The following is a 25,105-nucleotide window of genomic DNA, read 5'->3' as shown; positions in this document are numbered from 1 at the left end:
GCCCGGAGGTCCGCCGACTGGGATCGGAATGTGAGGGTTTATAGGGCCTGTTGCGGGGTTTCGTCCGGCCCGCCGTAATCCAGATCACCACCTGCCGCTACCGGCCCGTCCCGCACCGTGCCACTGCGGCCTGTCGCGGGACCGCGCCGGCCGGTGGGGACCGGAACCACATTCCGGACCCTTCCGGCGGCGATCGCCCCGGCCGGTCCGGCCGGATCCGCGGTCGGCGGGGCGGTAGGCTGATCGACCGTGACCGGTTACCTGGGCTCGTACGCGACGCTCGGGTTGCTGCTGCTCGCCGGCGTCGGATTCCTGGTCGTCGCCTTCGCGGCGAACCGGGTGCTGCGTCCCGCCCGCCCGGCCGACCCGCCGGGCAAGCGCGCCAGCTACGAGTGCGGCGTCGACCCGGTCGGCGGCGACTGGGCCCAGATGCAGATCCGGTACTACGTCTACGCCTACCTCTACGTGCTGTTCGCGGTCGAGGCGGTGTTCCTCTTCCCCTGGGCGGTGGTCTTCGACCGGCCCGGTTTCGGGCTGGTCACCGTGGTGGAGATGGCGGTCTTCGTCGCCGTCCTCGCCCTCGGCCTGCTCTACGCCTGGCGCCGCAGGATCCTCGCCTGGACCTGACCCCGTGCCTCAGGCGAGGCCACGCCGGCTGAGGGTCGGCGGGCGGTGGCCCTGGACGGCGGCGACCAGGTCCAGGACGCGGCGGGTCGGGCGCACCTGATGGGCCCGGAAGACCCGGGCGCCCAGCCAGGCGGAGACCGCCGTCGCGGCGAGCGTGCCCTCCAGCCGCTCGGTGACCGGCAGGTCCAGCGTCTCGCCGATGAAGTCCTTGTTCGACAGGGCGACCAGCACCGGCCAGCCGGTGGCGGCCAGTTCACCGAGTCGCCGGGTGATCTCCAGCGAGTGGCGGGTGTTCTTGCCGAAGTCGTGCGCCGGGTCGATGAGAATCCCGTCGGGACGTACGCCCAGTGACACCGCGCGTTCGGCGAGGCCGGTCACCGTCGTGACGACGTCGGCGACCACGTCGGCGAAGGCCGCCCGGTGTGGCCTGGTCCGCGGGCTGAGCCCGCCCGCGTGCGAGCAGACCAGCCCGGCGCCGGTCCGCGCGGCGACCCGGGCCAACGCCGGATCCGCCCCCGACCAGGTGTCGTTGAGCAGGTCCGCGCCGGCCGCCACGGCCTCCACCGCGACCTCGGCGCGCCAGGTGTCGATCGAGATGACCACCTCCGGGAAGGCGGCCCGGACGGCGGCGATGGTGTCCACCGTGCGGCGGATCTCCTCGGCGACATCCACGTCGACACCCGGTCCGGCCTTCACCCCGCCGATGTCGACGATCTCCGCGCCCTCGTCAACCGCGCGTTCCACCGCCCGCAGCGCACTGTCCGCGCGGTACGTCGCACCCCGGTCGAAGAACGAGTCCGGGGTGCGGTTGACGATCGCCATCACCACCAGGTTGTGGGGACCGAACGTCCGCCCGCCGAGCCGCAGCACCCCGGCCACGCCGCCTCCTTCATCGCTCGTACGCCGCCGGCCGATCACGGCGCCGCCACGGTGACGCTATCCCGTCGCAGGCCGGGCGCCCTGTCCCGGTACGGCGCGCCGGGTGGGGTCGCTACGTTCCCGTCGGCGTGCCACGATCAGTGCCATGGGTCAGCTTCTGCTCCTGCTGGTCGTGGCGGTCACCGTCGCGGCGGTGGTGTTCGGCGTGACGGTCCTGGTGACCGGTCGGGATCCCGGCCTGGTGCCGGCCGAGGCGGACGGGCGCGCGGTGCCGCTGCCCGGCGACCGGCCGCTGCGCGAGGCGGACGTGGGCGAGGTGCGGTTCGACACGGCGCTACGTGGGTACCGGATGGCCCAGGTCGACCAGGCGATCCGCCGGGCGGCGTACGACATCGGCTACAAGACCGAGCTGATCGGGGTGCTGGAGGCGGAGGTGGCCGCGTTGCGGGACGGGCGGACGGCCGAGGCCGACGCGCTGCGACGGGCCCGTGAGCAGTCCTCGGCCTCACCCGCGGTGCCGGCCGGGGAGGCCGACGCGGCGGCGACCGGTACCGGCGGGGAGACGGTGACCGTGTTGCCGGAGCCCCAGCCGCCGGTGGGCGACGCGGAACCGGCCGCCGACACCACGGCCGCCGCTGGCGATGCCGCTGACGACGCACCCGGTGGTGCCGGTTCCGGCGAGGAGCCGGCCGGCGCCGGGCAGCCGGCTGCCCATTCGCGCGGTTCCGCTGCCCGACCGGAGCCGGCGTGAGCGATCCGGACGGCTCGGACGACCTTCGCGAGGCGGCTCAGCCCGGCGCCGGTGAGGTCACCGCCACAGTGATCGTCAACGCGCCCGCGGAGAAGGTCTTCGCCGCCCTGCTGGCCTGGGAACGGCAGTCCGACTGGATCCCGTTCACCACCGTGCGGGTGGTCGAGGGCGACGGCGGCGAGGGCAGCCTGGTCGAGGCGGTCACCACGCTCGGCCCGGCGGTGCTGCGGGACACGATGCGGGTGGTCCGGGTGGACGAGCCGTACGAGATCGGCGTGGTGCACTGCGGCACGCTGCTGCGCGGCCCGGGTGTGCTGCGCTGCACCCCGCTGGAGAGTGGCCGCAGCCAGGTGGTCTGGCACGAGTGGTTCCACCTGCCGGGAGGGACGGCCGGTCGGGTGGCGTGGCCGGTGCTCTGGCCCGGCTCGAAGTTCAGCCTGACCCAGGCGCTGCGCAGGTTCGCCCGCCAGGTCGAGCAGGGTCGCCTGCCCTGACCCGCTCGCCTAGCCTGGATCCGTGACTGAACTGGTGATCGGCACCGACGGCCTGGCCCGGTGCGGCTGGGGAGCGAGCACCCCCGACTACGCGGTCTACCACGACACCGAATGGGGCCGCCCGCTGCGCGGTGACGATGCCCTCTACGAGCGGATGACGCTGGAGGCGTTCCAGTCCGGGCTGTCCTGGTTGACCATCCTGCGCAAGCGGCCGGCGTTCCGGGCGGCCTTCGCCGACTTCCGGATCGACACGGTGGCCGGCTACGGCGAGGAGGAGGTGACCAGGCTGCTCGCCGACGCGGGCATCGTCCGCAACCGGGCCAAGATCGAGGCGGCCGTCGCCAACGCCCGGGCGGCGCAGGAGCTGCCCGAAGGACTGTCGGCGTTGCTCTGGTCCTTCGCCCCGCCGCCCGGCCGCGCCCGCCCGACCTCGTTCGCCGCCGTGCCGGCGGTGACCGACGCCTCCACGGCGATGGCCAAGGCGCTCAAGAAGCGTGGTTTCCGCTTCGTCGGCCCGACCACCGCGTACGCGTTGATGCAGGCGACCGGCATGGTCGACGACCATCTCACGGGCTGCCACGTCGTGACGTCGAGGGCGGGCGTGATGGGATGAGGGCATGACGACCGACACCGCGCACCGGGCGAACGGGCTGAGCCACGCGGACGGCACGGGCACCTGGGCTGTGCTCCTGCCCGCCGGACGGTACGACGCCGAGCGGCTCGTCCACCACGACACCCTGGAGTTGACCGGGCTGGGCGACGCGGTCCTGCCCCGTCCCGGTGATCACGTCGCGGTGCTGGCCGACGAGCCGCCGCGTCTGGTGGCCCTGGGCCGGGTCGCGGCTCCGACCGCCCGGCGTCCGGAGGATCCGGACGACCCGCAGTCGGACCGGGCGCCCGACGCACTGGTGGTGGCATACACCCGACGGGCCTTCGACGAGCCGGTGCCGGCCGACGCCCTGGTCCTCGGCGGGCCGGTCACCGCCCTCGACCCGGTGACCTTCCGCGAGCTGGTCGACCGGCTCGGCCCGGCGCCGCAGCGCCGCAACTGGCTGGTCAGCCTGGATCTGCCGATCGAGGCCGACTCGCCGGCGGAGGCGGTCCGCCTGTTCTGGGCCTACGTGCAGGAGCTGGGCCCCCGGGAGCTGCCGGCGTTCGTCTCGCCCTCCGGCGACGAGCTGGCCATGCAGGCGTTCGTGCTCGGTGGCGAGGCGAACCAGGATCCCGAAGAGGACGACGACTGACCTACCTCCGGCCGGGCAGCGTCCGCTCAGGGGCGGCTCAGCGGCCCTCGAAGACCGGCTTCTGCTTGTCGACGAAGGCCATGGTGGCCGCACGGTGGTCGGCGGTCGCTCCGCAGATCGCCTGTGCCTGTGCCTCGGCGGCCAGCGCGTCGGCCAGGGTGCCCGCGTCGGCGACGGAGAGCTGGCGCTTGATCGCCCCGTAGGCCACCGTCGGGCCGGCGGCGAGCCGGGCGGCCAGTTCCTGGGCGATGGGCAGCACCTTCTCGTCGTCGTCGGCCATCCGGTTGAGCAGCCCCAGCCGGCAGGCCTCGTCGGCGCGTACCGGCTCGGCCAGCATCAGCAGCTCGACGGCCTTGGCGTGGCCGACCAGCCGGGGCAGCGTCCAGGAGGCGCCGGTGTCGGCGGCGAGCCCGACCTTCGCGAACGCCATCAGGAAGCTGGTCGACGGCCCGCCGATGCGGATGTCGGCCAGGAACGCCAGCGAGGCGCCCGCCCCGGCGGCCATGCCACGCACCGCGGCCACCACCGGCTTGGGCAGGCTGGCGAACCCGGCGGCGATCGGGTTGTAGTGCGCCTGGACGGTGTCCAGCGGGTTCCCGCGGCCCGCCTGGAGGGTGCCCACGTGCTCGCGCAGGTCCTGACCGGCGCAGAACGACCCGCCGGCCCCGGCGAGCACCACCGCCCGGCACGTCCGGTCGGACTCCAGCTCGGCCAGGGCGTCCCGGAGCGCCTCCTTGAGCCCCACGTCGAGCGCGTTCATCGCCGCCGGGCGGTTCAGGGTGAGCGTGGTGACGGCGTCGGTGCGGTCGACGAGCAGCGGCTCGGTCACGGGTGGCGACCCTTCTGTCGGACTGTCCGGTTTCCACCGTCGAGGCACTGCTCGACGTACCGGTCCGCGGCCGGCCGGAGCCGGGCCGCGTGGCGGTCGAAGAAGCCGGCCGCGGCGGTGCCGGGCCAGCGCTCGGGAAGCAGCGCCGGTGGCAGCTGCGGGTCCCGGAAGAGGAAGGTACGCCACGCGTGCACCAGCCGGAACCGGGCCGCGTACGCCTCCTCGTCGCCGCTGCGGGCGGTGACGCCGGTCAGTAGCGTCCGCTGCTCGGCGACGAACCGCTCGTACGCCCGGCCGATCTCGGCGAGGTCCCAGGCCCGGCGGACCAGGCCCATCGCGCCCGGTGTGCCGGCGGCGTGCGCGGCGCTGAACCGCTCGAAGTGCACGCCGGCCTCGCTGAGCAGCAGATCGACGTCCTCGGCGGGGCGGGTGGCCACCCATGTCTGCTCGTCCATCGTGCCGTAGCCGAGGTAGCGCAGGTTGGCGGCGAGTCGTTGGCGGTCCCGGCGTGCGGTCGGTGCGTCCAACACCAGCAGGTCGAAGCGTCCGTCCCAGGTGACCCGGCCGGTGCGGTAGATCCGGGAAGCTGCCTCGTCGAGCCGGCGGGCCGCCTTCGGTGTGATCGAATATCCCGGTCCGGAGGTCAACTTGATCGGTTCGAGCCAGCCTTGGCGCACCATGCGGGAAACCGCCGTCCGTACCGCGGGCGGGGCGATCCCGAGTGGTGCCAGCAGCTTGACCAGGGCGGCAACTGGTGCGCGGCCACCCCGGGGTCGGAGGTGGTCGCCGTACAGGTCGAAGAGTGCCGACCGTGCCTGCATGACCGCATATTGTGACAGGCCATCTCGGGATAAGCTAGATGCTGTTACATCAATGCTGCTTCGGTTTGGGTCCGGCGGTGTTCATCAGGGAAAATCGTGGGTCGACACCACCGCGCACGTTGCGAGTGGTCATGGCGAAGTGGCTGTGGGGCAACCCACCGACCCTGGTGTAGGTCTGAGGGGAGACAACATGGCGGCGATGAAGCCGCGGACGGGCGACGGTCCGCTGGAAGTCACCAAGGAGGGCCGGGGCATCGTCATGCGGGTCCCGCTGGAGGGTGGTGGCCGGCTCGTCGTCGAGATGACTCCCGACGAAGCGACCGCTCTCGGTGACGCGCTGAAGGCGGCCGTCGGCTGATCATGGCCGGTTCGTCGGCGACGCTCGCCGCCTGCGGACGGTTCGTCTAGGGCGTGTCTCCCGAGGACACGCTCTCGCCCTGAGCCACCGGCGCAGCCGGTGGCTCAGGGCGTTCGCACCATCAACCGGGGCGTCCGCCCCGACCCGCCATCTCGTGGGGCCGCCCGCTCCGCGATCTTCTCCAGGAGGTACGGCTCCGCGTGCTCGCCATTCGTCTCACCGCCGAGCCGGACCGGCTCGACACCGTGGCCCTGCCCGTGCGGCCGGGCGCCGTCGACGACACACCGGCCGAGCCGATGCCGACCGCGGTGACCCTGCCGGACGGGGTCGCCGACGAGGCGGCTGCGCTGATCCCGATGGCCCGGTTCGCGGGCCGGGCGGGCGAGGTCCACGTCCAGTTGCGCCCCGCGCGTACCCCCGCCCAATCGCTGCTGGTCGGGGTCGGTGAGGCGGATGAGGCCGGGTGGCGGGCCGCCGGGGCGGCGCTGGTGCGGGCAGCCAGAAATGAGATTCAGATCACAGTCATGCTGCCGGTCGGGGTGTCCACGGAGGCGGTGCGGGGCCTGGTCGAGGGGCTGCTGCTGGGTTCGTACCGGTTCCGCCTCGGCGACGACTCCGACGCTCCCGCGCTCACCGGCGTCGACCTGGCGGTCACCGCTCCCGAGACCTACGAGCAGGCCGTCGAGGTGGCCCGGACCACCGCCCGGATGACCCGGCTGGCCCGCGACCTCACCAACATGCCCTCCTCGGTGAAGAACCCGCAGTGGTTCGCCGGCCAGGTCGCCGAGGCCGTCGCCGAGCTGCCCGGCCTCGGGCTGCGGGTCCGTGAGCCGGAGCAGCTGGCCGCCGAGGGCTTCGGCGGGATCCTCGCCGTCGGCGGCGGATCGGCCAGCGGTCCGCGGCTGGTCGAGCTGGACTGGCATCCGGCCGACGCCGGTACCCACGTGGTGCTGGTCGGCAAGGGCATCACCTTCGACACCGGCGGCATCTCGATCAAGCCGGTGCCGGCGATGAAGCTGATGCGCAAGGACATGGCCGGTGCCGCCGCCGTCGTCGCGGCGACCCTCGGCGCGGCGGCGCTGCGGCTGCCGGTCCGGATCACCACCCTCGCGCCGCTGGCGGAGAACATGGTCAGCGGCGCCGCCTTCCGGCCCGGCGACATCGTCCGGCACTACGGCGGGTTGACCAGCGAGACGACGAACTCCGACGCCGAGGGCCGGCTGGTTCTCGCCGACGCGCTCGCCTACGCCGAGCAGGAACTCAAGCCCGACCTGCTGATCGACCTGGCCACTCTGACCGGAGCCAACGCGGTGGCGCTCGGCACCCGCACCGGCGCCCTCTACAGCGACAACGACCAGCTCGCCACCGCGCTGCTGGCAGCCATCGAGGCGGCCGGCGAGGCCGCCTGGCGGATGCCGCTCGCCGCCGACTACGTCGAGCACCTCGGCAGCGACCTGGCCGACCTGCACAGTGCCCCCACCCAGGGCGCCGGTTCCGTGCTGGCCGCCCTCTACCTGCGCGAGTTCACCGGCGACCTGCGCGATCGCTGGCTGCACATCGACATGTCCGCGCCCTCCTGGTGCGAGCGCGACGACGCCGAGTTGACCCGGGGCGCCACCGGCTGGGGGGTACGCGGCCTGCTGCGCTGGTTGGCCAGCCTCTCCTGACCTGGCAACGGGCGGCTGCCGGCCGGGGAAGCGGGCGGCTCAGCAGCGCACCGCGGCGAGCAGCCCGTGGCCGAGCGGCAGCAGTGCCGGGATCCAGTGCTCCGACTCGCGGATCGCCTTCACCGTCTCGCGGACCGTCACCGTCTCCGCGTCGCGGGCGGCCGGGTCGCCGATCCGGCCACCGGCGAGCGCGCCGTTGAGCACCAGCACGCCGCCCGGTCTCAGCAGCCGCAGCGCGGCGTCCACGCACGCGGGGAAGCCGGTCGCCTCGGCGTCGACGAAGACCAGGTCGTACGCGCCGTCCGCGAGCCGGGGCAGGACGTCCAGCGCCCGACCGGTGATGATTCGCGTCCGGCCGGCGACGAAGCCGGCCTCGGCGAAGATGCGGCGGGCGATCCGTTGATGCTCCACCTCGACGTCGATGGTGGTGAGCACCCCACCGACGCGCATACCGCGCAGCAGCCAGACGCCGCTGACCCCGGTACCGGTGCCGATCTCGACCACCGCGCGGGCGTTGCCCGCGGCGGCGAGCAGGCGCAACGCGGCACCCGCACCCGGCGTGACCGTGTCGAGGCCGACCTCGTGGGCGAGGCTGCGCGCGGTCCGCAGCACGAGGTCCTCCAGAACGTACGACTCGGCGAACTGCAGGGCCGGGTTCGTCGAACTGCCGGAACCGGCGACCGTGGCGATGAGGCACCTCCGGGCGGCGAGCATGATGCGCAGGGCGGGTGGGCACTGTGACTCTAGAGGCGGCCCGCCCTGAGCGCAGCCGCGCATCCCCCGGGGTGACAACCGCTGACCCGGTACGGCGCATCCGTGCAATCCTGGAAGCGGTATCCCGTCGACCGCGGCTCTGGCGACGCCCGATCGCGGATCGCGGATACCGGGGGACGGAGTGGGAGGCACCGAGTGACCGACGGCTGGGACTGGCGCCGGCCCGGCGCGAGCGGGACACCGGCGGGGCAGCCGGTGCCCGGACGACCGCCGCCAGGCGCGGCGACACCGGGCGACGGCGGCCACCCGGCCGCCTCACCGTGGTGGTCCGACGCGCTCGCCGACCCGTGGCGGGACCCGAACGCGCCGACGGCGGTGCTGCTGCCCGCGGCGCCGGTCGCCGGCACCGAGCCGGAACCGGTCGCCGACCCGGATGCGCCGGGCCGGCCGAAGCTGCATCAGATGTTGCTCATCCCACTGGTGACGGCCCTGCTCGCCGGCACGCTCGGCGGTGCTCTCGGCTACGCCTTCGCCATCCGGGGCGGTGCGGCCGCTCCGGTGCTCGGTGCGGCTCCGGGCTCGGCGCCCACGCTCGCCCAGCGCCCGCCGGAGTCGCTGGCCGGGGTCGCGGAGCGCGTCCTGCCCAGCGTGGTGACCGTCCGGGTGGCCGGGGTGGGCGGCACCAGCGAGGGCTCGGGGTTCATCGCCAGCGCCGACGGACATGTGATCACCAACGACCACGTCGTCGCCGGCGGCACCGGGAAGGCGTCGGTGATCTTCAACGACGGCAGCTCCACGGCGGCGACGGTGGTGGGCCAGGATCCGGAGTCCGACATCGCAGTGATCAAGGTCTCCCGCAGCGGGCTGCGCCCGGTCGAGTTCGGTGACTCGGACGCGCTGGCGGTGGGCGACCCGGTGCTGGCCATCGGTTCGCCGCTGTCGCTGGCGAACACGGTCACCGCGGGGATCGTCAGCGCCCTGGACCGGACCATGTACGCCGGCGAACCGGGCGGCCCGACGCGCTACTACGCCGCCATCCAGACCGACGCCGCGGTCAACCACGGCAACTCCGGTGGGCCGCTGGTCGACGCGGCAGGACGGGTCATCGGGGTCAACTCCACGATCAAGTCCCTGGTCGCCGACGGCCAGGAGGCCGGGAACATCGGCCTCGCCTTCGCCATCCCGATCAACCAGGCCAAACGGATCACCCAGGACATCATCGGCACCGGGAAGGCCCGCCGTACCGTGATCGGCGCCCAGGTCGGTGGGCCGGGATCGAGCACCAGCGGCAGCGGAGTGCGCCTCGCGACGGTCGAACCGTCCGGCCCGGCCGCCGGTGCGGGGCTGCGAGCCGGCGACGTGATCCTGAAGCTCAACGGCCGTCCGACGACGGAACCGACCGACCTGATCGCCCTGGTCCGCAAGTACGCGCCCGGCTCGGTGGTGACCGTCGAGTACCGCCGGGGCTCGACCCGGCAGAACGCCTCGGTGACCCTCGCCGCGGACGCGAAGTGACCTCTCACCCCCTTCTGGCCGGGCCGCCGACGTGCGTACTCTGGCTGCGGTAGCCGGGGGAGGAGGCCAGGGTGTTCGAGAACCTGAACGTGTGGGAGGTCGGAGCGCTGCTGCTGCTGGCGTTGCTGATCTTTGGCGACCGGCTGCCGGCGGTGATCAGCGACGGGCTGCGGATGGTGCGCAACCTGCGCAACATGGCCCGAAACGCCACCACCGACCTGAGCAAGGAGCTGGGCACCGACATCCAGCTGGAGGATCTGCACCCCAAGGCGTTCATCCGTAAACACCTGCTCAGCGAGGACGACGAGCAGGCGATCCGGAAGCCGTTGCAGGGTGTGTACGACGATCTCCGCGCGGACGTGACCGGCGTGCACAACGAACTCAAGGACGTGGCCGACACGGTCGACTCGCGCCGGCCCGGTTCCGCCCCGGCGAGCACCGCCGCCCCGGCCCCCGCTCCGGCGCCCCGCCTCGCCAGCTACGACGAGGTCACCTGACGGACGAGGTCACCTGACGCCCGGCTCGCTCAGCGACCGGCTGGCTTGAGGCCCAGCGGCTTGCCGAGCAGCGACTCCCGGCGCAGCGCGAGCCGGTCGGCGACCTGGCTCATCGCCTTCGCCGCCGGGGAGTCCGGCTCGGCCAACACGATCGGGTGCCCCTGGTCGCCCGCCTCCCGGACCCGGGTGTCGAGCGGCACCTGACCCAGCAGCGGCACCTGCGCGCCGATGGTCCGGGTCAGCGAGTCGGCGACCGTCTGGCCGCCGCCGGCCCCGAAGATCTCCATCCGGGAGCCGTCCGGCAGCTCCAGCCAGGACATGTTCTCGATCACGCCCACCACCCGCTGGTGCGTCTGCAGGGCGATCGCGCCGGCCCGCTCGGCCACCTCCGCGGCGGCGGCCTGCGGGGTGGTGACCACCAGGATCTCGGCGTTGGGCAGCAGTTGCGCCAGCGAGATGGCCACGTCGCCGGTGCCGGGTGGCAGGTCGAGCAGGAGGACGTCGAGGTCGCCCCAGTAGACGTCGGCGAGGAACTGCTGCAACGCCCGGTGCAGCATCGGGCCACGCCAGACCACGGCGGCGTTGCCGTCGGTGAACATGCCGATCGAGATGACCTTCACGCCGTGCGCCTGCGGCGGCATGATCATGTCTTCGACCCGGGTGGGGCGGCCGTCCGCGCCGAGCATCCGCGGCACGGAGTGTCCGTAGATGTCCGCGTCCACCACGCCGACGGAGAGGCCTCGGGCAGCCAGCGCGGCGGCCAGGTTCACCGTGACGCTGGACTTGCCCACACCACCCTTGCCGCTGGCCACCGCGTACACCCGGGTCCGGGAGCCGGGCTGGGCGAAGGGGATGACGGGCTCCGCGGTCGCGCCGCCACCGCGCAGCTGGGCCTGGAGATCCTGACGCTGCTCGGTGCTCATCACGCCGAACTCGATCTCGACGCCGGTGATCCCGCTCACCGCGCTCACCGCGGCGGTGATGTCCGTACGCAGCTTGTCCTTCAGCGGGCAGCCGGCCACCGTGAGCAACAGCTCGACCCGGACCACCCCGCCCTCACCGACCTCGGCGGAGCGGACCATGCCGAGTTCGGTGATCGGCCGGCGGATCTCCGGGTCGTTGACGGTCGCCAGGGCGGCGTGAACAGCGTCGTTGACGGTGCTGACGGGAGCTGTCATGCCCGCAATGCTACGTCGGTGGCGGTCCGGGACCGGCGCCGGCCGCAGCGGTGTGAGCGAGGCGATCAGGTTTCCCGGTGGCGGGAGGCCTCGACGTCGGCACGGCGACCACCCGGGTGATCGCCGTCCACCTCGTCGCGGGGCTCCTCCAGCCCGTCACCGTCGGTGCGGGTGGCTCGCCCCGCCTGTTGCCGCCGCTCGTGCCGCCGGCGCCGCTGCGCCGCCTCGTCCAGCTCCTCGGCCAGCCGGGACAGCTCCGAGCGGAGGAAGTCCCGGGTCGCCACCTCGCCCAGCGCGATCCGCAGCGCGGCGATCTCCCGGGCCAGGTACTCGGTGTCGGCCTTCTGCATGGTGGCCCGGCGCCGGTCCTCGTCCAACGCGATCCGGTCGCGATCCGACTGGCGGTTCTGCGCCAGCAGGATCAGCGGGGCGGCATACGACGCCTGGATGGACAGGACCAGGGTGAGGAAGGTGAAGGTGTACGGGTCGAAGCGCATGCCCGCCGGGGCGAGGGTGTTCCAGGCGAACCACGCGCCGATGACCAGCGTCATGTAGACGATGAAGTTCGCGGTACCCATGCCGCGGGCGATGCCCTCCGCCCACCGGCCGAAGGTCTCCTGGTCGACCCGGGGCAGCTTCAGCCCGCGGGGCTCCCGCGGGAGGTCCAGCCGCTCCGCCCGTCGCTGCTCACTCATCGCGCACCGTCCGTCGCCGCGTCGGGGATGGCCGACCGCACCGCCGGGTCCGGGCTGACGCCCGCCGCCGCGTCCCGGTCCCGCCAGTCCCGGGGCAGCGAATGGTCCAGCACGTCGTCGACGGTCACGGCACCTACCAGCCGGTTGTTGCGGTCGATCACCGGCATGGCCACCAGGTCGTAGGTGGCCATCCGGCGGGTGATCTCCGGCAGCGGGGTGGCCGGGCGCAGCGGGTCGATGTCGTTGACCACCACCCCGCCCAGCAGGTCGGCCGGAGGCTCGCGGAGCAGCCGCTGGAAGTGCACCATGCCCAGGTAACGGCCGGTGGGCGTGGCCATCGGCGCGCGGGTCACGAAGACCTGCGCGGCCACCGCCGGGGACAGCTGCGGCTCCCGGATCCGGGCCAGCGCCTCCGCCACGGTCGCGTCCGGGGGCAGGATGACCGGTTCGGAGGTCATCACGCTGCCGGCGGTGCCCGGGGTGTACTTCAGCAGCTGCCGCACCGAATCGGCCTCGTCCGGTTCCATCAGGTCGAGCAGCACGTCCTGTTCCGGAGGGGGCAGCTCGCCGAGCAGGTCGGCGGCGTCGTCCGGTTCCATCTCCTCCAGGATGTCGGCGGCCCGCTCGCGGTCCAGCGCGGCGAGAATCTCGACCTGGTCGCGCTCGGGCAACTCGCTCAGCACGTCGGCGAGCCGCTGGTCGTCCAGGGCCGCGGCGACCTCGTTGCGCCGGGCGTCGGGAAGATCCTGCAAGGCGTTGGCCAGGTCGGCCGGGCGCAGCTCCTCCAGCACGGCCAGCAGGTTGGCGGTTCCCCGGGTGTCGGCCACGCCACTGAGGCCGCGTACCTGGTCCCACTCGACCTGGCGCAGGGTGCCCCGGCGGGCCAGCCGGCCGGTCTGTTCGCGTACGGCCACCCTGGCGAGGGACCACTCGCCGCTGCGGCTGCACTCCATCGCCACGTCCACCACCGTGGCCGCCCGGGCATCCGGTTCGACCTGCACCCGGCGGTCCAGCATCTCCTGGAGCACCAGCAGCTCGTTGGGGCGCTTCTCGAACCGGCGGAGGTTGAGTGTGCCGCTGCCCAACACCACCGCGTCCGCGTCGATCGAGGTGATCCGGTTGATGGAGAGGAAGATCCGCCGACGCATCGGCATCTCGGCGACCAGGCCCACCACCTCGGGCGGTCGTTGGCTCGCCCGCAGCCGGGCCACCGCGTCGCGCACCCGGCCGACCTGGTCGCCGTTGGGGTCGAAGACGGCCACTCCGGAGAGGCGGGCGAGGTAGACCCGGGTCGGCGTGCTCACGGGCACCAGCCTAAGGGCCTAGTGTCTATCAACATGTCGACCTTGGCCTACGAGATCGTGGACGTCTTCACCGACCGTCCGTACGCGGGAAACCCGCTCGCGGTGGTGTTCGGTGCCGAAGGGCTGGCCACCGAGCAGATGCAGGCGCTGGCCAGGGAGTTCAACCTCTCCGAGACGGTCTTCGTGCTGCCCGCCACCCAGGTCGGTGCCACCTACCGGGCCCGGATCTTCACCCCGGTGGAGGAACTGCCGTTCGCCGGGCATCCGAGCGTCGGTGCCGCGGTGACCGCCAGCCGGCGGGGTCTGTTCGGTGTGGGGCAGGTCACTCAGGAGTGTGGCGCCGGGGTGCTGCCGATCGAGGTGACCGCCGGTGGTGCCACCCTCACGGGGGGTGGCCCCACTCTCGGGCCCGAACTGGACCCGGAGCCGCTGCTGGAGATGGCCGCGTTGGGTGCCGGGGACCATCTCGGCCCGCCACCCCGGGTGGCCGGCTGCGGCCTGGAGTTCCCGTTCCTGCCGGTCCGTCCCGAAGCCGTGGCGCGGGCACAGGTCGACCCGGTCGCGGCGCGGCGGTACGGGATCGAGCACGTCAGCGTCTTCTCCTGGAACGGCGCCACGCAAACCGCGCACGCCCGGGTCTTCGTCCCCGGCCTCGGCGTACCGGAGGACCCGGCCACCGGGTCGGCGGCGCTCGGCCTGGGGTGTGGCTGGTCGCCAGCGGCCTGCTGCCCGGCGAGGGACGATCGTCGTACACGGTGCGGCAGGGCGCCGAGATGGGCCGACCGTCCTCGTTGGCCTGCGTGGTGACCGCAGCCGGTGGCACGGTGGTGGGCGCCAGCGTCGCCGGTCAGGTGATGCCGGTGGCGCGGGGCGAGATCCTGGTCCCGCCGTTCGTCGGCTGACCGGGCGGCAGGTACGGCCCGGGTACGAGAGGATGCGACGGTGAGCGACGAGCGCAACAGCCCACTTGTGGACGAGGCGATGAAGAAGGCCTCGGTGGCCTGGGTCGCGGTTGGCGGCGGCCCGTCGCTCGCCCTGTGGTGCGTGCCGTTGGAGGGCGTGCTGTTCGTGGTCAGCGGCCCGGGTGAGCAGTCCGCGCCCGGGCTGGCCGAGACCGACGAGGCGCAGGTGACGCTCCGTGGCGACCATGGTGGCCGGATAGTCACCTGGCCGGCGCGGGTGACCCGGGTGGTCCCGGGCACCGGGGAGTGGGACACGCTGGCCCCACTGGTCGGGGCCAAGCGACTGAACGCCCGTGGGGCCACCGCGGACCTGGTGGCGCGCTGGGCCGCCGACGGCTGCGTACTGGCCCGGCTGGCTCCCGCCGGCCAGCCGGCGCACGGCACCGAGCTGCCCGCCGCCTCGCTGGCCGAGCCACCCCGGCCGTCGCCGGCCGTCCGGGTCACCCGCCGGCCGTTCCGGTTGCACCGCGTCCGGCGTCGTTGACGCCACCGCAGCCGAGCTCGCTCACCACGGTGCCCCCACCGGCGCCGTCACCTCCTCGACCAGGTCGATCACCTCACCGAGCGTGCCCAGCATCCGACCGGCCCATCCGGCGTCGGGGTTGAAGACCAGGTGGTCGACCAGGTCGGGCGCGGCGAGTCGCGCGGCGCTCATGCCGGCACGCTGCGCGCCGGTCAGTTCCTGGCTGCCGCCGTCACCGACGTAGAGACAGTCCTGCGGGCACAGGTCCAGCCGCGCACAGGCGGCCAGATAGAGCGCGGAGTCCGGTTTGCACCGTCCCACCTGGATGGAGAAGACCCGGACGTCGAGCAACAGGGCGATCGCCAGCTCCGGCAGGAACACCGGCAACTCGTGGGTGCAGTCGCTGATCACGCCGGTACGCACGCCCCGCCCCCGCAGCGCCCGCAGGGTCGGTACCGCGTCGTCCCGCAGCCGGGTGTCCGCGCGTACGGCCCGGTGCCGGGCGGCCACCGCCGCCCGCAACGCCTCCTCGGGCGGGTGTACGCCGGCCTGCTCGCACACCCAGCGCAGGGTGGCCTCGGCGCTGCCGAAGCGCCCGCTGGCACGCTCGTAGTAGCTGCGGTCCAGCACCTCCACGAAGGTGTCGGGCGGGCAGCCGAGCAGTTCGGCGGTGGTGCGGTGACCGGCGCCACGCCGGACCGGACGGGTCAGCGTGCCGAAGAAGTCGAACAGCACCGCCTGGAACCTGGGCATGCGGTGCCTCCGGGCGGGAAGAGAGGAGGCCCTGGCGAGGACACGCATGATCGTAACCGAACGTTGACGGAAAGTGTTGCCCGGTGCCGTGTGAGGATTGCGTCTCGTGTCCCCCGAACCCCAGCGTCCGCCGCTGGACCTGCTGACCGGCGGAGCGCTGGCCCTCGCCGTCGTCGCCGTCTCGTCGTCCGCGCCGCTGATCGCCTTCGCGGCCGCGCCGGCCCTGGCCATCGCGTTCTGGCGCAACCTGCTCGCGGTGGCCGTGTTGAGTCCGTTCGCGTTGGCCCGGCGGCGGGCCGAGTTCCGGTCCCTGGTCAGCGGGGTGGGCCGGCGCGAGGGCATGTTCTGCGTGTTGTCCGGGGTGGCGTTGGCGGCCCACTTCGCCGCCTGGATGCCGAGTGCGAAGCTCACCTCGGTGGCCGCGGCGACGGCACTGGTCGCCACCCAGCCGGTCTGGCAGGGCCTGATCGCCCGGGTGCAGGGCCGCCGGCTGCCGCTGGGGGTGTGGGCCGGCATCGGGGTGGCGGTCGTCGGGGCGGGGTTGGCGACCGGCGCCGATTTCACGGTCTCCGGCGAGGCATTCGCCGGTGACCTGCTGGCCCTCGCCGGGGGGATGTTCGCGGCGGTGTACACCGCGCTGGGTGAGCGTGCCCGGGTCACCGTCAGCAACGCCACCTACACCACCATCTGCTACGGGGTGTGCGGGCTGATCCTGCTGGTGGTCTGCCTGGTCGGCGGGGTGCCGCTGAGTGGCTTCGACACCGGGACCTGGCTGGCCGTGCTCGCCCTGGTCGCCGGGGCACAACTGCTCGGCCACTCGATGTTCAGCTACGCGCTGCGCCGCATCTCGGCCACCACGGTCAGCGTGCTGATCCTCCTGGAAGCCCCCGGCGCGGCACTGATCGGCTGGGCGTGGCTGGGGCAGCTGCCCGACCCGGTGACCCTGCCCGGGCTGGCGTTGCTGCTGGCGGGCGTCGCCGTCGTGGTGGTGTCGACCGCCCGGACGGCTCGACGCACGTCGCGGGTCAGCACCGCCGTCCCCGCCGACGCGGCCCCGGTCCGGGACTGAACCCGCCGGTCAGACCTCGTGCACCTCCAGCACCCGGGTCTCCGGCGCGGCGTCACCGAGCGCCGCCCGCAGCGCGGCCCGCTCCGGATCGGCCAGGAACGCCTCGTAGCCGGCCCGGGTGTCGAACCTGATGACGTGCACCTCGCTGCGCCCGTCGCCGGTGCGCAACCGTCGCTCCAGCCGGCCGGCGTGGCGGGGCAACCGGGCGAGCACGGTGTCCTCGTACCGTTGCCCGGTGTCGACCGTGCCATCGGGCAGCTCCACCAGCGCGACCAGGCGCACCGCGGCGGCCGGGTCGGTGACCAGCGACTTCCAGAACTGGTGGTCGACGTGGCCGCCCGGGATGCCCTCCCGGCGGCCGGTGTCGAGGTAGCCGTGCCGGCGGTAGAAGCCCGGAGCCTGGAACGAGAACGAGGCGACGGAGATCTCGGTGCAGCCGCGCCGCCGGGCCTCCTGCTCGGCCGCCGCCAACAGCCGGCCGCCCCAGCCCTCGCCGCGGCGGTCCTCGCGTACCCAGACCATGTTGATCCCGGCGCAGGTGCCCCAGCTCCACCCGGTCAACCCCGCCAGCAGTTCACCGCCCGCGTCGGTGACCCGGACGGACAGCTCCGCCTCGTCGGCGGCGCCGGTGGCCTGCTGGTTGAAGGCGGTCAGCTCCGCGTCCAACCGGGTGGTCAGTTCCTCGTCCTTGCCCAGCACCCGCAGACTGGCGCCTTCGGTGACCGTCATGGCGCGGAGTATCGCAACTTTCTGCCGGCCGTGACGACCCGGTTGTCCCGCCCGATGTGTCGTCAGTCCGGGAGGCCGACGGCGCTGGCGCTGGCCGTCCAGAGCCGCGCCGCGAGTCGCGGGTCGGCCGCCTTCGGCCACGGGCGGCGTGGCCGGCAGTCGAAGTAGTAGCCGCCGTCGACCAGCCGGGACCGGTCCTGGTTGGCCAGCCACACCAGCGTCTGCGACCCCTTGACCGGGCTACGGAACGGCAGCAGTCGCATGCCCAGGGCGACGATCCGGCTGTCGTTGCCGAAGCGGGTCCGCACCACCCCGGGATGGAAGCAGTACGAGTCGACCTGCGGCCACCGCCGCACCGCCTCCGCGGTGAACAGGATGTTCGCCTGCTTGCTGGGTGCCGTAGGCGGACAACGGCCGGTAGCGGCGCAGCGGCGCGTTGAGATCGTCGGGGTCGAGGGCGCCGCTGCGGTGCGCGCCGGAGGCGGTCACCACCATCCGGCGCACCCGGTCGGCCAGCAGGCTGCCGAGCAGGAAGGGCGCCAGGTGGTTGGCCTGGATGGACAGCTCGAAGCCGTCGACCGTGGTGACCGGCTGGAGCACGATCGCGCCGGCGTTGTTGGCCAGCACGTCGATCCGGTGATAGGCGGCACGCAGTTGTTCGGCCAACTGCCGGACGTCGTCGAGCACCGCGAAGTCGGCGCGGAACACCTCGGGCCGCTCTCCGGACCTCTCGCGCACCTCGTCGGCGGCAACCCGCAACCGGGACGGGTCCCGGCCGACCAGCACCACCTGGTCACCACGGCACGCCAGCTTGGTGGCGGCGGCCAGTCCGATGCCGGAGCTGGCACCCGTGATCACCACCAGCCGGCGCTCAGTGAGATCCTCCACAGGTCCATTCACCCCGGTCACGGCACGAGGTTACCGTGGCGTCACAAACACCTTTGGGGTCGTCAAGTTGCCGGGTCCCGAGCCGGTGCCGGCGTGGCCGCCGCACCCGGAAGGAGCGCAGTCGATGGCCGTCGTTGGGCGCCCCCGCCGGTCCTGCCTGGCCGTGCCCGGATCGAGCGTCAAGATGCTCGGCAAGGCCCAGGGCCTGCCGGCCGACCAGGTCTTCCTCGACCTGGAGGACGCGGTCGCGCCGCTGGCCAAGCCGGATGCCCGGAAGAACATCGTGGCGGCGCTCAACGAGGGGGACTGGGCGGGCAAGACCCGGGCGGTCCGGGTGAACGACCTCACCACGCCCTGGACGTACCGGGACGTGATCGATGTGGTGGAGGGCGCGGGCGACAACCTCGACTGCGTGATGCTGCCCAAGGTGCAGGACGCGGCGCAGGTGCGGTGGCTGGACATGACGCTGACCCAACTGGAGAAGGCCCTCGGCCTCCAGGTGGGCCGGATCGGCATCGAGGCGCAGATCGAGAACGCGGCGGGGCTGGTCAACGTCGACGCCATCGCCGCCGCCTCGCCCCGCATCGAGACGATCATCTTCGGCCCGGCCGACTTCATGGCCTCGATCAACATGAGGTCGCTGGTGGTCGGCGGGCTCATCCCGGACTACCCGGGGGATCCGTACCACTACATCCTGATGCGCATCCTGATGGCCGCCCGGATGCACGACAAGCAGGCCATCGACGGCCCGTTCCTGCAGGTGAGGGACACCGACGCGTTCCGGGCGGTGGCCAGGCGCTCGGCGGCGCTCGGGTTCGACGGCAAGTGGGTGCTGCACCCCGGGCAGATCGACGCCGCGAACGAGGTCTACTCACCGGCCCAGGCCGACTACGACCACGCCGAGTTGATCCTGGACGCGTACGAGCACTACACCTCGGAGGCGGGCGGCAGGCTCGGCGCGGTCATGCTCGGCGACGAGATGATCGACGAGGCGTCCCGCAAGATGGCGCTGGTGATCGCGGCCAAGGGCCGGGCCGCCGGCATGACGCGCACCTCGACCTTCGACCCGCCGGCCGAATAGCCACCGTCTTCCATGCCCGCCCCGACCGCTGCCGGGGCGGGCACCGGCGGCCGTCGGTACGGGCGCCGGCCCGTTCAGACGGAGGAGGAGCCCGCGATGGCGAAGGCGATCGCGATGGCATAGCCGATGATCACCAGCGCGAGCAGGCCGGTGAGGATCCAGCCGACGATGATGGCGGCCTTCGCCATCCCCTCGCCGCCCTCGCCGGTCTCCCGGATCTGGCGCATGGCCACGTGTCCCATGATCGCCCCGATCGGGGCGGTGATGCACGAACCGATGCCGATCAGGGAGAGCACCAGGGCGACGATGGCCATCGAGTTGGTCTTCTGCTGCGGGTAGCCGTACCCGGGTGGCGGATAGCCGTAGCCGGGCGGGACCGGCGGGTATCCGGCCGGCGGGGGATAGCCGGCGGGCGGGTACGGTGCGGCGGCCGGCGGCTGGCCCGGGTTCGGCGTCATGCCGGCGTACGGGTCGGTGGCCGGCTGGTACGGGTCGTACCCGGTGGGCTGTGTCGGCAGCTGCGGGTGCGGGCTGACCGGCAGGGTCGGGTCGACGGGCGGGCTGCTCGAAGGCTGGCCGGTCGACGCGGGGTCGGGCCAGCCGCCGGCCGGCGGGGGCTGTGTCATCGGGCTCTCTTCCGTCGCGCTGCTGTGGCGCAGTCAGGGTAGTCACTGCCGGATACTCCGCGACGCGCCCGGCAGCGGGGGGCGCGTTGCCCGCCGCGGCGGCAGAGGGCAGGATCTCGGCATGGGGATTGACGCACGCGCGGCGGACCGTTCCGGCAACAGACCGAGACGGGACGTCAGCCGGCCGGGTGTGGCCCGGCGCTCCCGTCCAGCCACCACAGCGGGGCCTGGCGAGCAGGACGCGCCGGCCCCGCTGCCCGAGCCGGTGACGATGCGCCTGGACGGCAAGGTCGCGCTGGTGACCGGGGCGGGCAGCCCGGACGGCATCGGGTACGCCACCGCTCGTCGCCTGGCCGACCTGGGTGCCCGGGTGGCGATCGTCTCCACCACCCGCCGGATCCACGAACGGGCCGGCGAACTCGGGGTGACCGGGTTCGTCGCCGACCTCACCGACGAGTCGGAGGTCGGCGCGCTGGCCGACGCCGTCACCGAGCAGCTCGGTGACGTCGAGGTGCTGGTCAACAACGCCGGTCTGGCCAGCCGGGCCAGCCCGGAGGTGCTGCGCCCGGTGGCCCAGCTCAGCTACGACGAGTGGCGTGGCGAGATCGACCGGAACCTCACCACCGCATTCCTCTGCAGCCGGGCGTTCATCGGCGGGATGGCCGAGCGTGGCTGGGGTCGGATCGTGAACCTGGCGGCCACCTCCGGGCCGGTCAACGCGCTGCCCACCGAGGCGGCGTACGCGGCGGCCAAGGCGGGCGTGGTGGGCCTGACCCGGGCGTTGGCGATGGAGATGATCGCCGACGGGGTGACGGTGAACGCGGTGGCCCCGGGCACCATCTACACCGCCGCCTCGACCATGGCCGAGCTCAAGCAGGGCCTGGGCACGCCGGTGGGGCGCCCCGGCACGCCGGACGAGGTGGCCGCCGCGATCACCTTCCTCTGCTCGCCGGCGGCGTCGTACATCACCGGTCAGATGCTGGTGGTCGACGGCGGCAACAGCGTGCGGGAGGCCCAGTTCCGCTGATTCCGCCCCACCGCCGGTGCCGTCCTCAGGTGCTGGCTCGGCTCAGGTGCTGGTGCCGTCGGAGCCGGCCCAGATCACCAGCGCGAGCCAGCCGCAGCAGGCCACCAGGTAGATCCCGGTGAAGACGTAACTGAGGATCAGGCCCCAGGTGGCGAGCTGTTCGCCGTCCTCGCCGCTGGTGCGGAGCTGGCGCTTGGCCAGGTGCCCGAGGGCGATGCCGGCGGGGGCGAAGACGAAGGCGAAGACCAGCGACAGGACGGCGAGCACGTTGGTGCCACGCCCGCCGCCCTGCCCGGCCGGCGGGCCGAACTGCCCGTAGGGAACCTGCGGGGCGTACGGCGGCTGCTGCCCCCACTGCTGGCCGTGCGGCGGCTGACCCGGATGTTCGTACGACGGCTGGCCGTACGGCGGCGGCTGGCCATGGGGCGGCGGCTGCTGCTGCCCGTACTGCGGCTGCTGCCCGCCGGGCGGTGGCTCGTATGGCGACGGCGGCTGGTCGGGCTCCGGTGGTTGGCTCACGCTCTCCTCCTCCGCCTCGCCGTACGGTCTTCACAGGACGGCCCGCTCCTGGTGGAGGACGTCCCCATTGCGGGACGCTACCCGCAGCGGTGAACCTTTTCACAGCGCTTGGGTGGACTGGTCGCCTTGGCCACGCCGGCCCCTCGACCGATACTGATCGAGCGTCCAGTTACTGACGAGTACGCACCGACTGCCCCGGAGGCTGAGATGGCGCGACTGGCCCGGACGCCCGGCCTGACCGACGAGCAGCGGTCGATCCTGGAGACCGTCCGGGAGTTCGCCGACAAGGAGATCATCCCGCAGGCGCAGCGGCTGGAACACGCTGACGAGTACCCGGCCGCCATCCTCGACGGCATGAAGGAGATGGGGCTGTTCGGCCTCACCATCGCCGAGGAACACGGTGGTCTCGGCGAGTCCCTGCTGACCTACGCCCTGGTGGTGGAGGAGCTGTCCCGAGGCTGGATGTCGATCTCCGGGATCGTCAACACGCACTTCATCGTGGCGTACCTGATCTCGCAACACGGCTCCGCCGAGCAGCGGGCCCGGCTGCTGCCGCGAATGGCCACCGGTGAGGTTCGCGGCGCCTTCTCCATGTCGGAACCGGAGTGCGGCTCCGACGTCTCGGCGATCAAGTCGAGGGCGGTCCGCGACGGCGACAACTACGTCCTCGACGGCCAGAAGATGTGGCTGACCAACGGCGCGTACTCCTCGGTGGTGGCCACCCTGGTCAGGACGGACACCGGCGCCGACTCGGTGTACGGCAACATGAGCACCTTCCTGCTGGAGAAGGAGCCCGGCTTCGGCGAGACGGCTCCCGGCCTGACCATCCCCGGAAAGATCGACAAGATGGGCTACAAGGGCGTCGAGACCACCGAGATGGTGCTCGACGGCGTCACCGTCCCCGGCACCGCCGTCCTCGGCGGCGCCGAACAGGTCGGCCGCGGCTTCTACCAGATGATGGACGGCATCGAGGTGGGCCGGGTCAACGTCGCCGCCCGCGCCTGCGGCATCTCCATCCGCGCCTTCGAGCTGGCCGTCGGGTACGCCCAGCAGCGCCGGACCTTCGGCCAGCCGCTCGCGAAGCACCAGGCCATCGCCTTCAAACTCGCCGAGATGGGCACGAAGATCGAGGCGGCGCACGCCCTGATGGTCAACGCCGCCCGGCTCAAGGACGCCGGCCAGCGCAACGACGTCGAGGCGGGAATGGCCAAGCTGCTCGCCTCGGAGTACTGCGCCGAGGTCGTCCAGGAGGCGTTCCGCATCCACGGCGGCTACGGCTACTCCACGGAGTACGAGATCGAGCGGTTGATGCGGGAGGCGCCGTTCCTGCTCATCGGCGAGGGCACCTCGGAGATCCAGAAAACGATCATCTCTCGCGGCCTGCTCCGCGACTACAAGCTCTGAGGCGAGGAGGGGCCGTGTTCAGCCGGACCGGGTCAGGTTCGCGGCGGCGCGCTCGATGACGAGACAGCGGTTCTCCACGTAGTCGACGCCGGCCTCCTGCACGAGCTGGCGCGCCTGCGGTGACACGATGCCCAGTTGCAGCCACACGGCCGGGGCGCCGATCGCCACCGCCTGGCGGGCCACCTCGACGGCGTCCTCGGCCGGCCGGAACACGTCGACCAGGTCGACCGGGTGCGGGATGTCCGCCAGGGACCGGTACGCCCGCTCACCGAACAACTCGTCGGCGATCGGGTTGACCGGGATGACGCGCCAGCCGTACCGCTGCATCTCGGCCGGCACGCGGTGGGCGGCCTTGGCCGGGTCGCGGGAGGCACCCACGACGGCGATCACGGCGGAGTCGGCGAGGATCTGCTGGGCGGAACGCACCTGCCGACTGTAGCCGCGCCACCATCGCGCTGGCCGGCAGGCGGTCAGAGCAGGCTCAGCTGCTCGGCCTGCGGTGGCGGCTGCGGCATCTGGCGGTGATCGCCGCGTTCGGGCCGGATCAGACCATGACGGCGGGCGGCGATGCGCACCCGTGCGCTCAGCTCCCGCTGGTACGGCTGGGGCGCGTAGGCACCCACCCGGAACAACTCCCGGTAACGGGGGACCAGGCCGGGGTGTTCCCGGGTGAGCCAGCGTGCGTACCACTCGAGGGCGCCGGGGCGCAGGTGCAGCGGCAGCGGCGTGACGCTGGCGGCACCGGCGGCGGCGATGGCGGCGACGGTGGCCTCGATCGACTCGTCCGAGTCGCTGAGGCCGGGCAGGATCGGTGCCATCAGTACGCCGACCTCGAACCCGGCGTCGGCGAACCGGCGTACGGCGTCGAGCCGGCGGCGCGGGCTCGGCGTGCCGGGCTCCACCGACCGCCACAGCCCCTCGTCGACGGAGCCCACCGAGAACGACACACCCACCCGGGTGACCTCCGCCGCCTGCCGCAGCAGCGGCAGGTCACGCAGGATCAGCGTGCCCTTGGTCAGGATGGAGAACGGGTTCGCGAAATCGCGCAGCGCCTCGATGATCGGCGGCATGAGCCGGTAACGGCCCTCGGCCCGCTGGTAGCAGTCGACGTTGGTGCCCATCGCCACGTGCGCACCCCGCCAGCGCCTCGCGCCCAGCTCGCGGCGCACCAGCTCACCGGCGTTGACCTTGACGACCACCTGCCGGTCGAAGTCCGCGCCCGAGTCGAAATCAAGGTAGGTGTGGGTGTTCCGGGCAAAACAGTAGACGCACGCGTGACTGCATCCCCGGTACGGGTTGATCGTCCACTCGAACGGGACGCGAGAGGTGCCCGGGACCTTGTTGAGGATCGACTTGGCGCGCACCTCGTAGAAGGTCATCCCCGCGAAATCCGGGGTGTCGAAGGTGCGGACGACCGCGTCGGGCAGCGCCAGCGGCAGGGGTGGCGTCGCTGGCGCTGCCCTTCCGGGAATTCCCTCAACCGGGGGAGCGGTGAGGTTCTCCCAGCGCATGACCCACATTCGAACACATGTCCTATCGGCGTGCAAGTGACCCGCCGGACACCCGCGTGTGGGCCGGCCGCCGTGGGGGGAGGATGAGGGCATGTCGACCTTCGTCTACGACGGGGACTGCGCCTTCTGCACCCGCTGCGCGGAGTTCATCGAGCGCCGGATCCCGACCGGCGCCCGCGTCGTACCGTGGCAGTTCGCCGATCTCGGCCGGCTCGGCCTGACCGAGGCGGAGTGCGAGGAGGCGGTCCAGTGGGTCGGCTCCGACGGCAGTCGGGCCGCGGGCCCGGACGCCATCGCCGCGTTGCTCGCCAGCAGCGGCCGTCTCTGGCGGGCCGCCGGGGCCGGGCTTCGGATCCCACCCGTACGCGCCGCCGCCTGGCCCGCCTACCGCTGGGTGGCCCGCAACCGGCACCGGATGCCCGGCGGTACGGCAGCCTGCTCCCTGCCCCGGGAGACCCGGGACCGCCGCTACGGTTCCTCGGGGACCTGACCGCCGTCCG

The 25,105-nt window shown here is 72.9% G+C and carries 28 protein-coding genes and 2 pseudogenes; 16 read left to right on the top strand and 14 right to left on the bottom strand.

Annotation, left to right across the window (positions count from 1 at the left end; all coding sequences use genetic code 11):
* Positions 1-249: 249 nt before the first annotated feature.
* Complete coding sequence (gene ndhC / locus KIF24_RS26985; protein WP_221086425.1) at positions 250-627, top strand: NADH-quinone oxidoreductase subunit A; 378 nt, start codon at positions 250-252, stop codon at positions 625-627.
* Positions 628-636: 9 nt separating this feature from the next.
* On the opposite strand, the gene folP is transcribed toward ndhC, so the two are convergent.
* Positions 637-1,506, bottom strand: a complete 870-nt coding sequence (gene folP / locus KIF24_RS26980) for a dihydropteroate synthase (protein ID WP_221086424.1) — start codon at positions 1,504-1,506, stop codon at positions 637-639.
* A gap of 145 nt (positions 1,507-1,651) precedes the next feature.
* On the opposite strand from folP, the gene KIF24_RS33485 reads away from it, so the two are divergent.
* Genes KIF24_RS33485 through KIF24_RS26960 form a run of 4 tightly spaced genes read left to right on the top strand, consistent with a single transcriptional unit; the run spans position 1,652 to position 3,995 of the window.
* Positions 1,652-2,257, top strand: a complete 606-nt coding sequence (locus KIF24_RS33485) for a DivIVA domain-containing protein (protein WP_230415917.1) — start codon at positions 1,652-1,654, stop codon at positions 2,255-2,257.
* Complete coding sequence (locus tag KIF24_RS26970) at positions 2,254-2,751, top strand: SRPBCC family protein (protein WP_221086423.1); 498 nt, start codon at positions 2,254-2,256, stop codon at positions 2,749-2,751. The genes KIF24_RS33485 and KIF24_RS26970 overlap by 4 nt, the downstream gene beginning before the upstream one ends.
* Before the next feature lie 22 nt (positions 2,752-2,773).
* Positions 2,774-3,364, top strand: coding sequence for a DNA-3-methyladenine glycosylase I (locus KIF24_RS26965; protein ID WP_221086422.1), 591 nt, complete (start codon positions 2,774-2,776; stop codon positions 3,362-3,364).
* Positions 3,365-3,368: 4 nt separating this feature from the next.
* Positions 3,369-3,995 carry a hypothetical protein gene (locus tag KIF24_RS26960; protein WP_221086421.1) on the top strand — a complete coding sequence of 209 codons (627 nt, stop codon included), beginning with the start codon at positions 3,369-3,371 and terminating at the stop codon, positions 3,993-3,995.
* Between the two features lie 37 nt (positions 3,996-4,032).
* Here the strand turns inward: KIF24_RS26960 and KIF24_RS26955 are convergent, their stop codons facing one another.
* Together KIF24_RS26955 and KIF24_RS26950 are read right to left on the bottom strand one after the other, a co-directional pair.
* Entirely contained in the window at positions 4,033-4,824 is a 792-nt protein-coding gene (locus KIF24_RS26955) for an enoyl-CoA hydratase-related protein (protein ID WP_221086420.1), read from the bottom strand.
* The gene (locus KIF24_RS26950) at positions 4,821-5,645 is read right to left on the bottom strand and encodes a PaaX family transcriptional regulator (RefSeq protein ID WP_221086419.1); all 825 of its coding nucleotides are present in this window, start codon (positions 5,643-5,645) and stop codon (positions 4,821-4,823) included. The genes KIF24_RS26955 and KIF24_RS26950 overlap by 4 nt, the downstream gene beginning before the upstream one ends.
* Positions 5,646-5,835: 190 nt before the next feature.
* Here KIF24_RS26950 and KIF24_RS26945 point away from each other — a divergent pair, with 190 nt between their 5' ends.
* The gene (locus tag KIF24_RS26945) at positions 5,836-6,003 is read left to right on the top strand and encodes a DUF3117 domain-containing protein (protein ID WP_203990634.1); all 168 of its coding nucleotides are present in this window, start codon (positions 5,836-5,838) and stop codon (positions 6,001-6,003) included.
* 200 nt (positions 6,004-6,203) lie between these two features.
* Positions 6,204-7,670, top strand: a complete 1,467-nt coding sequence (locus KIF24_RS26940) for a leucyl aminopeptidase family protein (protein ID WP_221086418.1) — start codon at positions 6,204-6,206, stop codon at positions 7,668-7,670.
* Positions 7,671-7,709: 39 nt separating this feature from the next.
* On the opposite strand, the gene KIF24_RS26935 is transcribed toward KIF24_RS26940, so the two are convergent.
* Positions 7,710-8,384, bottom strand: a complete 675-nt coding sequence (locus KIF24_RS26935; RefSeq protein ID WP_230415916.1) for an O-methyltransferase — start codon at positions 8,382-8,384, stop codon at positions 7,710-7,712.
* A 195-nt stretch (positions 8,385-8,579) separates the two neighbouring features.
* Between KIF24_RS26935 and KIF24_RS26930 the strand changes: the two genes are divergently transcribed.
* Positions 8,580-9,899, top strand: a complete 1,320-nt coding sequence (locus KIF24_RS26930; RefSeq protein ID WP_221086417.1) for a S1C family serine protease — start codon at positions 8,580-8,582, stop codon at positions 9,897-9,899.
* Between the two features lie 71 nt (positions 9,900-9,970).
* Positions 9,971-10,396 carry a Sec-independent protein translocase family protein gene (locus KIF24_RS26925; protein ID WP_221086416.1) on the top strand — a complete coding sequence of 142 codons (426 nt, stop codon included), beginning with the start codon at positions 9,971-9,973 and terminating at the stop codon, positions 10,394-10,396.
* A gap of 29 nt (positions 10,397-10,425) precedes the next feature.
* On the opposite strand, the gene KIF24_RS26920 is transcribed toward KIF24_RS26925, so the two are convergent.
* The 3 genes from KIF24_RS26920 to KIF24_RS26910 all read right to left on the bottom strand — a co-directional run bounded on the left by KIF24_RS26920 (position 10,426) and on the right by KIF24_RS26910 (position 13,573).
* Positions 10,426-11,574, bottom strand: a complete 1,149-nt coding sequence (locus KIF24_RS26920; RefSeq protein ID WP_221086415.1) for an Mrp/NBP35 family ATP-binding protein — start codon at positions 11,572-11,574, stop codon at positions 10,426-10,428.
* Positions 11,575-11,639: 65 nt separating this feature from the next.
* Positions 11,640-12,269, bottom strand: coding sequence for a DUF1003 domain-containing protein (locus tag KIF24_RS26915; protein ID WP_221086414.1), 630 nt, complete (start codon positions 12,267-12,269; stop codon positions 11,640-11,642).
* A complete protein-coding gene (locus KIF24_RS26910) occupies positions 12,266-13,573 on the bottom strand; it encodes a magnesium transporter MgtE N-terminal domain-containing protein (RefSeq protein WP_331461298.1) in 1,308 nt (435 codons plus the stop codon). Before KIF24_RS26910 ends, KIF24_RS26915 begins: the two co-directional genes overlap by 4 nt.
* Positions 13,574-13,606: 33 nt before the next feature.
* On the opposite strand from KIF24_RS26910, the pseudogene KIF24_RS26905 reads away from it, so the two are divergent.
* Positions 13,607-14,475 (top strand): annotated as a pseudogene (locus tag KIF24_RS26905) (PhzF family phenazine biosynthesis protein).
* A 40-nt stretch (positions 14,476-14,515) separates the two neighbouring features.
* On the top strand, positions 14,516-15,019 hold the full coding sequence (locus KIF24_RS26900) for a hypothetical protein (RefSeq protein ID WP_221086413.1): 504 nt from the start codon (positions 14,516-14,518) through the stop codon (positions 15,017-15,019).
* Positions 15,020-15,040: 21 nt separating this feature from the next.
* On the opposite strand, the gene KIF24_RS26895 is transcribed toward KIF24_RS26900, so the two are convergent.
* Positions 15,041-15,751 (bottom strand): HAD family hydrolase, encoded by a 711-nt coding sequence (locus KIF24_RS26895; RefSeq protein ID WP_221086412.1) that lies wholly within the window; start codon positions 15,749-15,751, stop codon positions 15,041-15,043.
* A gap of 97 nt (positions 15,752-15,848) precedes the next feature.
* On the opposite strand from KIF24_RS26895, the gene KIF24_RS26890 reads away from it, so the two are divergent.
* A complete protein-coding gene (locus KIF24_RS26890; protein ID WP_407939965.1) occupies positions 15,849-16,820 on the top strand; it encodes a DMT family transporter in 972 nt (323 codons plus the stop codon).
* Between the two features lie 9 nt (positions 16,821-16,829).
* On the opposite strand, the gene KIF24_RS26885 is transcribed toward KIF24_RS26890, so the two are convergent.
* Positions 16,830-17,549: a GNAT family N-acetyltransferase gene (locus KIF24_RS26885; RefSeq protein WP_221086410.1), complete on the bottom strand. Its 720-nt coding sequence runs from the start codon at positions 17,547-17,549 to the stop codon at positions 16,830-16,832.
* A gap of 62 nt (positions 17,550-17,611) precedes the next feature.
* Positions 17,612-18,437 (bottom strand): annotated as a pseudogene (locus tag KIF24_RS26880) (SDR family NAD(P)-dependent oxidoreductase).
* Between the two features lie 124 nt (positions 18,438-18,561).
* Here KIF24_RS26880 and KIF24_RS26875 point away from each other — a divergent pair.
* Positions 18,562-19,518: an HpcH/HpaI aldolase/citrate lyase family protein gene (locus KIF24_RS26875; RefSeq protein WP_221086409.1), complete on the top strand. Its 957-nt coding sequence runs from the start codon at positions 18,562-18,564 to the stop codon at positions 19,516-19,518.
* A 74-nt stretch (positions 19,519-19,592) separates the two neighbouring features.
* On the opposite strand, the gene KIF24_RS26870 is transcribed toward KIF24_RS26875, so the two are convergent.
* Positions 19,593-20,144, bottom strand: a complete 552-nt coding sequence (locus KIF24_RS26870) for a DUF4190 domain-containing protein (protein ID WP_221086408.1) — start codon at positions 20,142-20,144, stop codon at positions 19,593-19,595.
* Between the two features lie 190 nt (positions 20,145-20,334).
* Here KIF24_RS26870 and KIF24_RS26865 point away from each other — a divergent pair, with 190 nt between their 5' ends.
* Positions 20,335-21,171, top strand: a complete 837-nt coding sequence (locus KIF24_RS26865) for an SDR family NAD(P)-dependent oxidoreductase (RefSeq protein ID WP_407940017.1) — start codon at positions 20,335-20,337, stop codon at positions 21,169-21,171.
* A 42-nt stretch (positions 21,172-21,213) separates the two neighbouring features.
* On the opposite strand, the gene KIF24_RS34775 is transcribed toward KIF24_RS26865, so the two are convergent.
* The gene (locus tag KIF24_RS34775; RefSeq protein ID WP_221086406.1) at positions 21,214-21,690 is read right to left on the bottom strand and encodes a DUF4190 domain-containing protein; all 477 of its coding nucleotides are present in this window, start codon (positions 21,688-21,690) and stop codon (positions 21,214-21,216) included.
* Positions 21,691-21,897: 207 nt separating this feature from the next.
* Here KIF24_RS34775 and KIF24_RS26855 point away from each other — a divergent pair, with 207 nt between their 5' ends.
* Positions 21,898-23,094, top strand: coding sequence for an acyl-CoA dehydrogenase family protein (locus KIF24_RS26855; protein WP_221086405.1), 1,197 nt, complete (start codon positions 21,898-21,900; stop codon positions 23,092-23,094).
* An 18-nt stretch (positions 23,095-23,112) separates the two neighbouring features.
* Here KIF24_RS26855 and KIF24_RS26850 read toward each other — a convergent pair whose 3' ends face one another.
* Both KIF24_RS26850 and KIF24_RS26845 read right to left on the bottom strand, forming a co-directional pair.
* Positions 23,113-23,520, bottom strand: coding sequence for a CoA-binding protein (locus KIF24_RS26850; protein ID WP_221086404.1), 408 nt, complete (start codon positions 23,518-23,520; stop codon positions 23,113-23,115).
* A 44-nt stretch (positions 23,521-23,564) separates the two neighbouring features.
* Complete coding sequence (locus tag KIF24_RS26845) at positions 23,565-24,605, bottom strand: Rv2578c family radical SAM protein (protein WP_221086403.1); 1,041 nt, start codon at positions 24,603-24,605, stop codon at positions 23,565-23,567.
* A gap of 91 nt (positions 24,606-24,696) precedes the next feature.
* Between KIF24_RS26845 and KIF24_RS26840 the strand changes: the two genes are divergently transcribed.
* A complete protein-coding gene (locus tag KIF24_RS26840; RefSeq protein WP_221086402.1) occupies positions 24,697-25,095 on the top strand; it encodes a thiol-disulfide oxidoreductase DCC family protein in 399 nt (132 codons plus the stop codon).
* Positions 25,096-25,105 lie beyond the last annotated feature (10 nt).

Origin of the sequence: Micromonospora tarapacensis, from assembly GCF_019697375.1 — a bacterium.
GTDB classification, from domain to species: domain Bacteria; phylum Actinomycetota; class Actinomycetes; order Mycobacteriales; family Micromonosporaceae; genus Micromonospora; species Micromonospora tarapacensis.
This window is presented reverse-complemented; position numbering and strand designations above follow the sequence as displayed.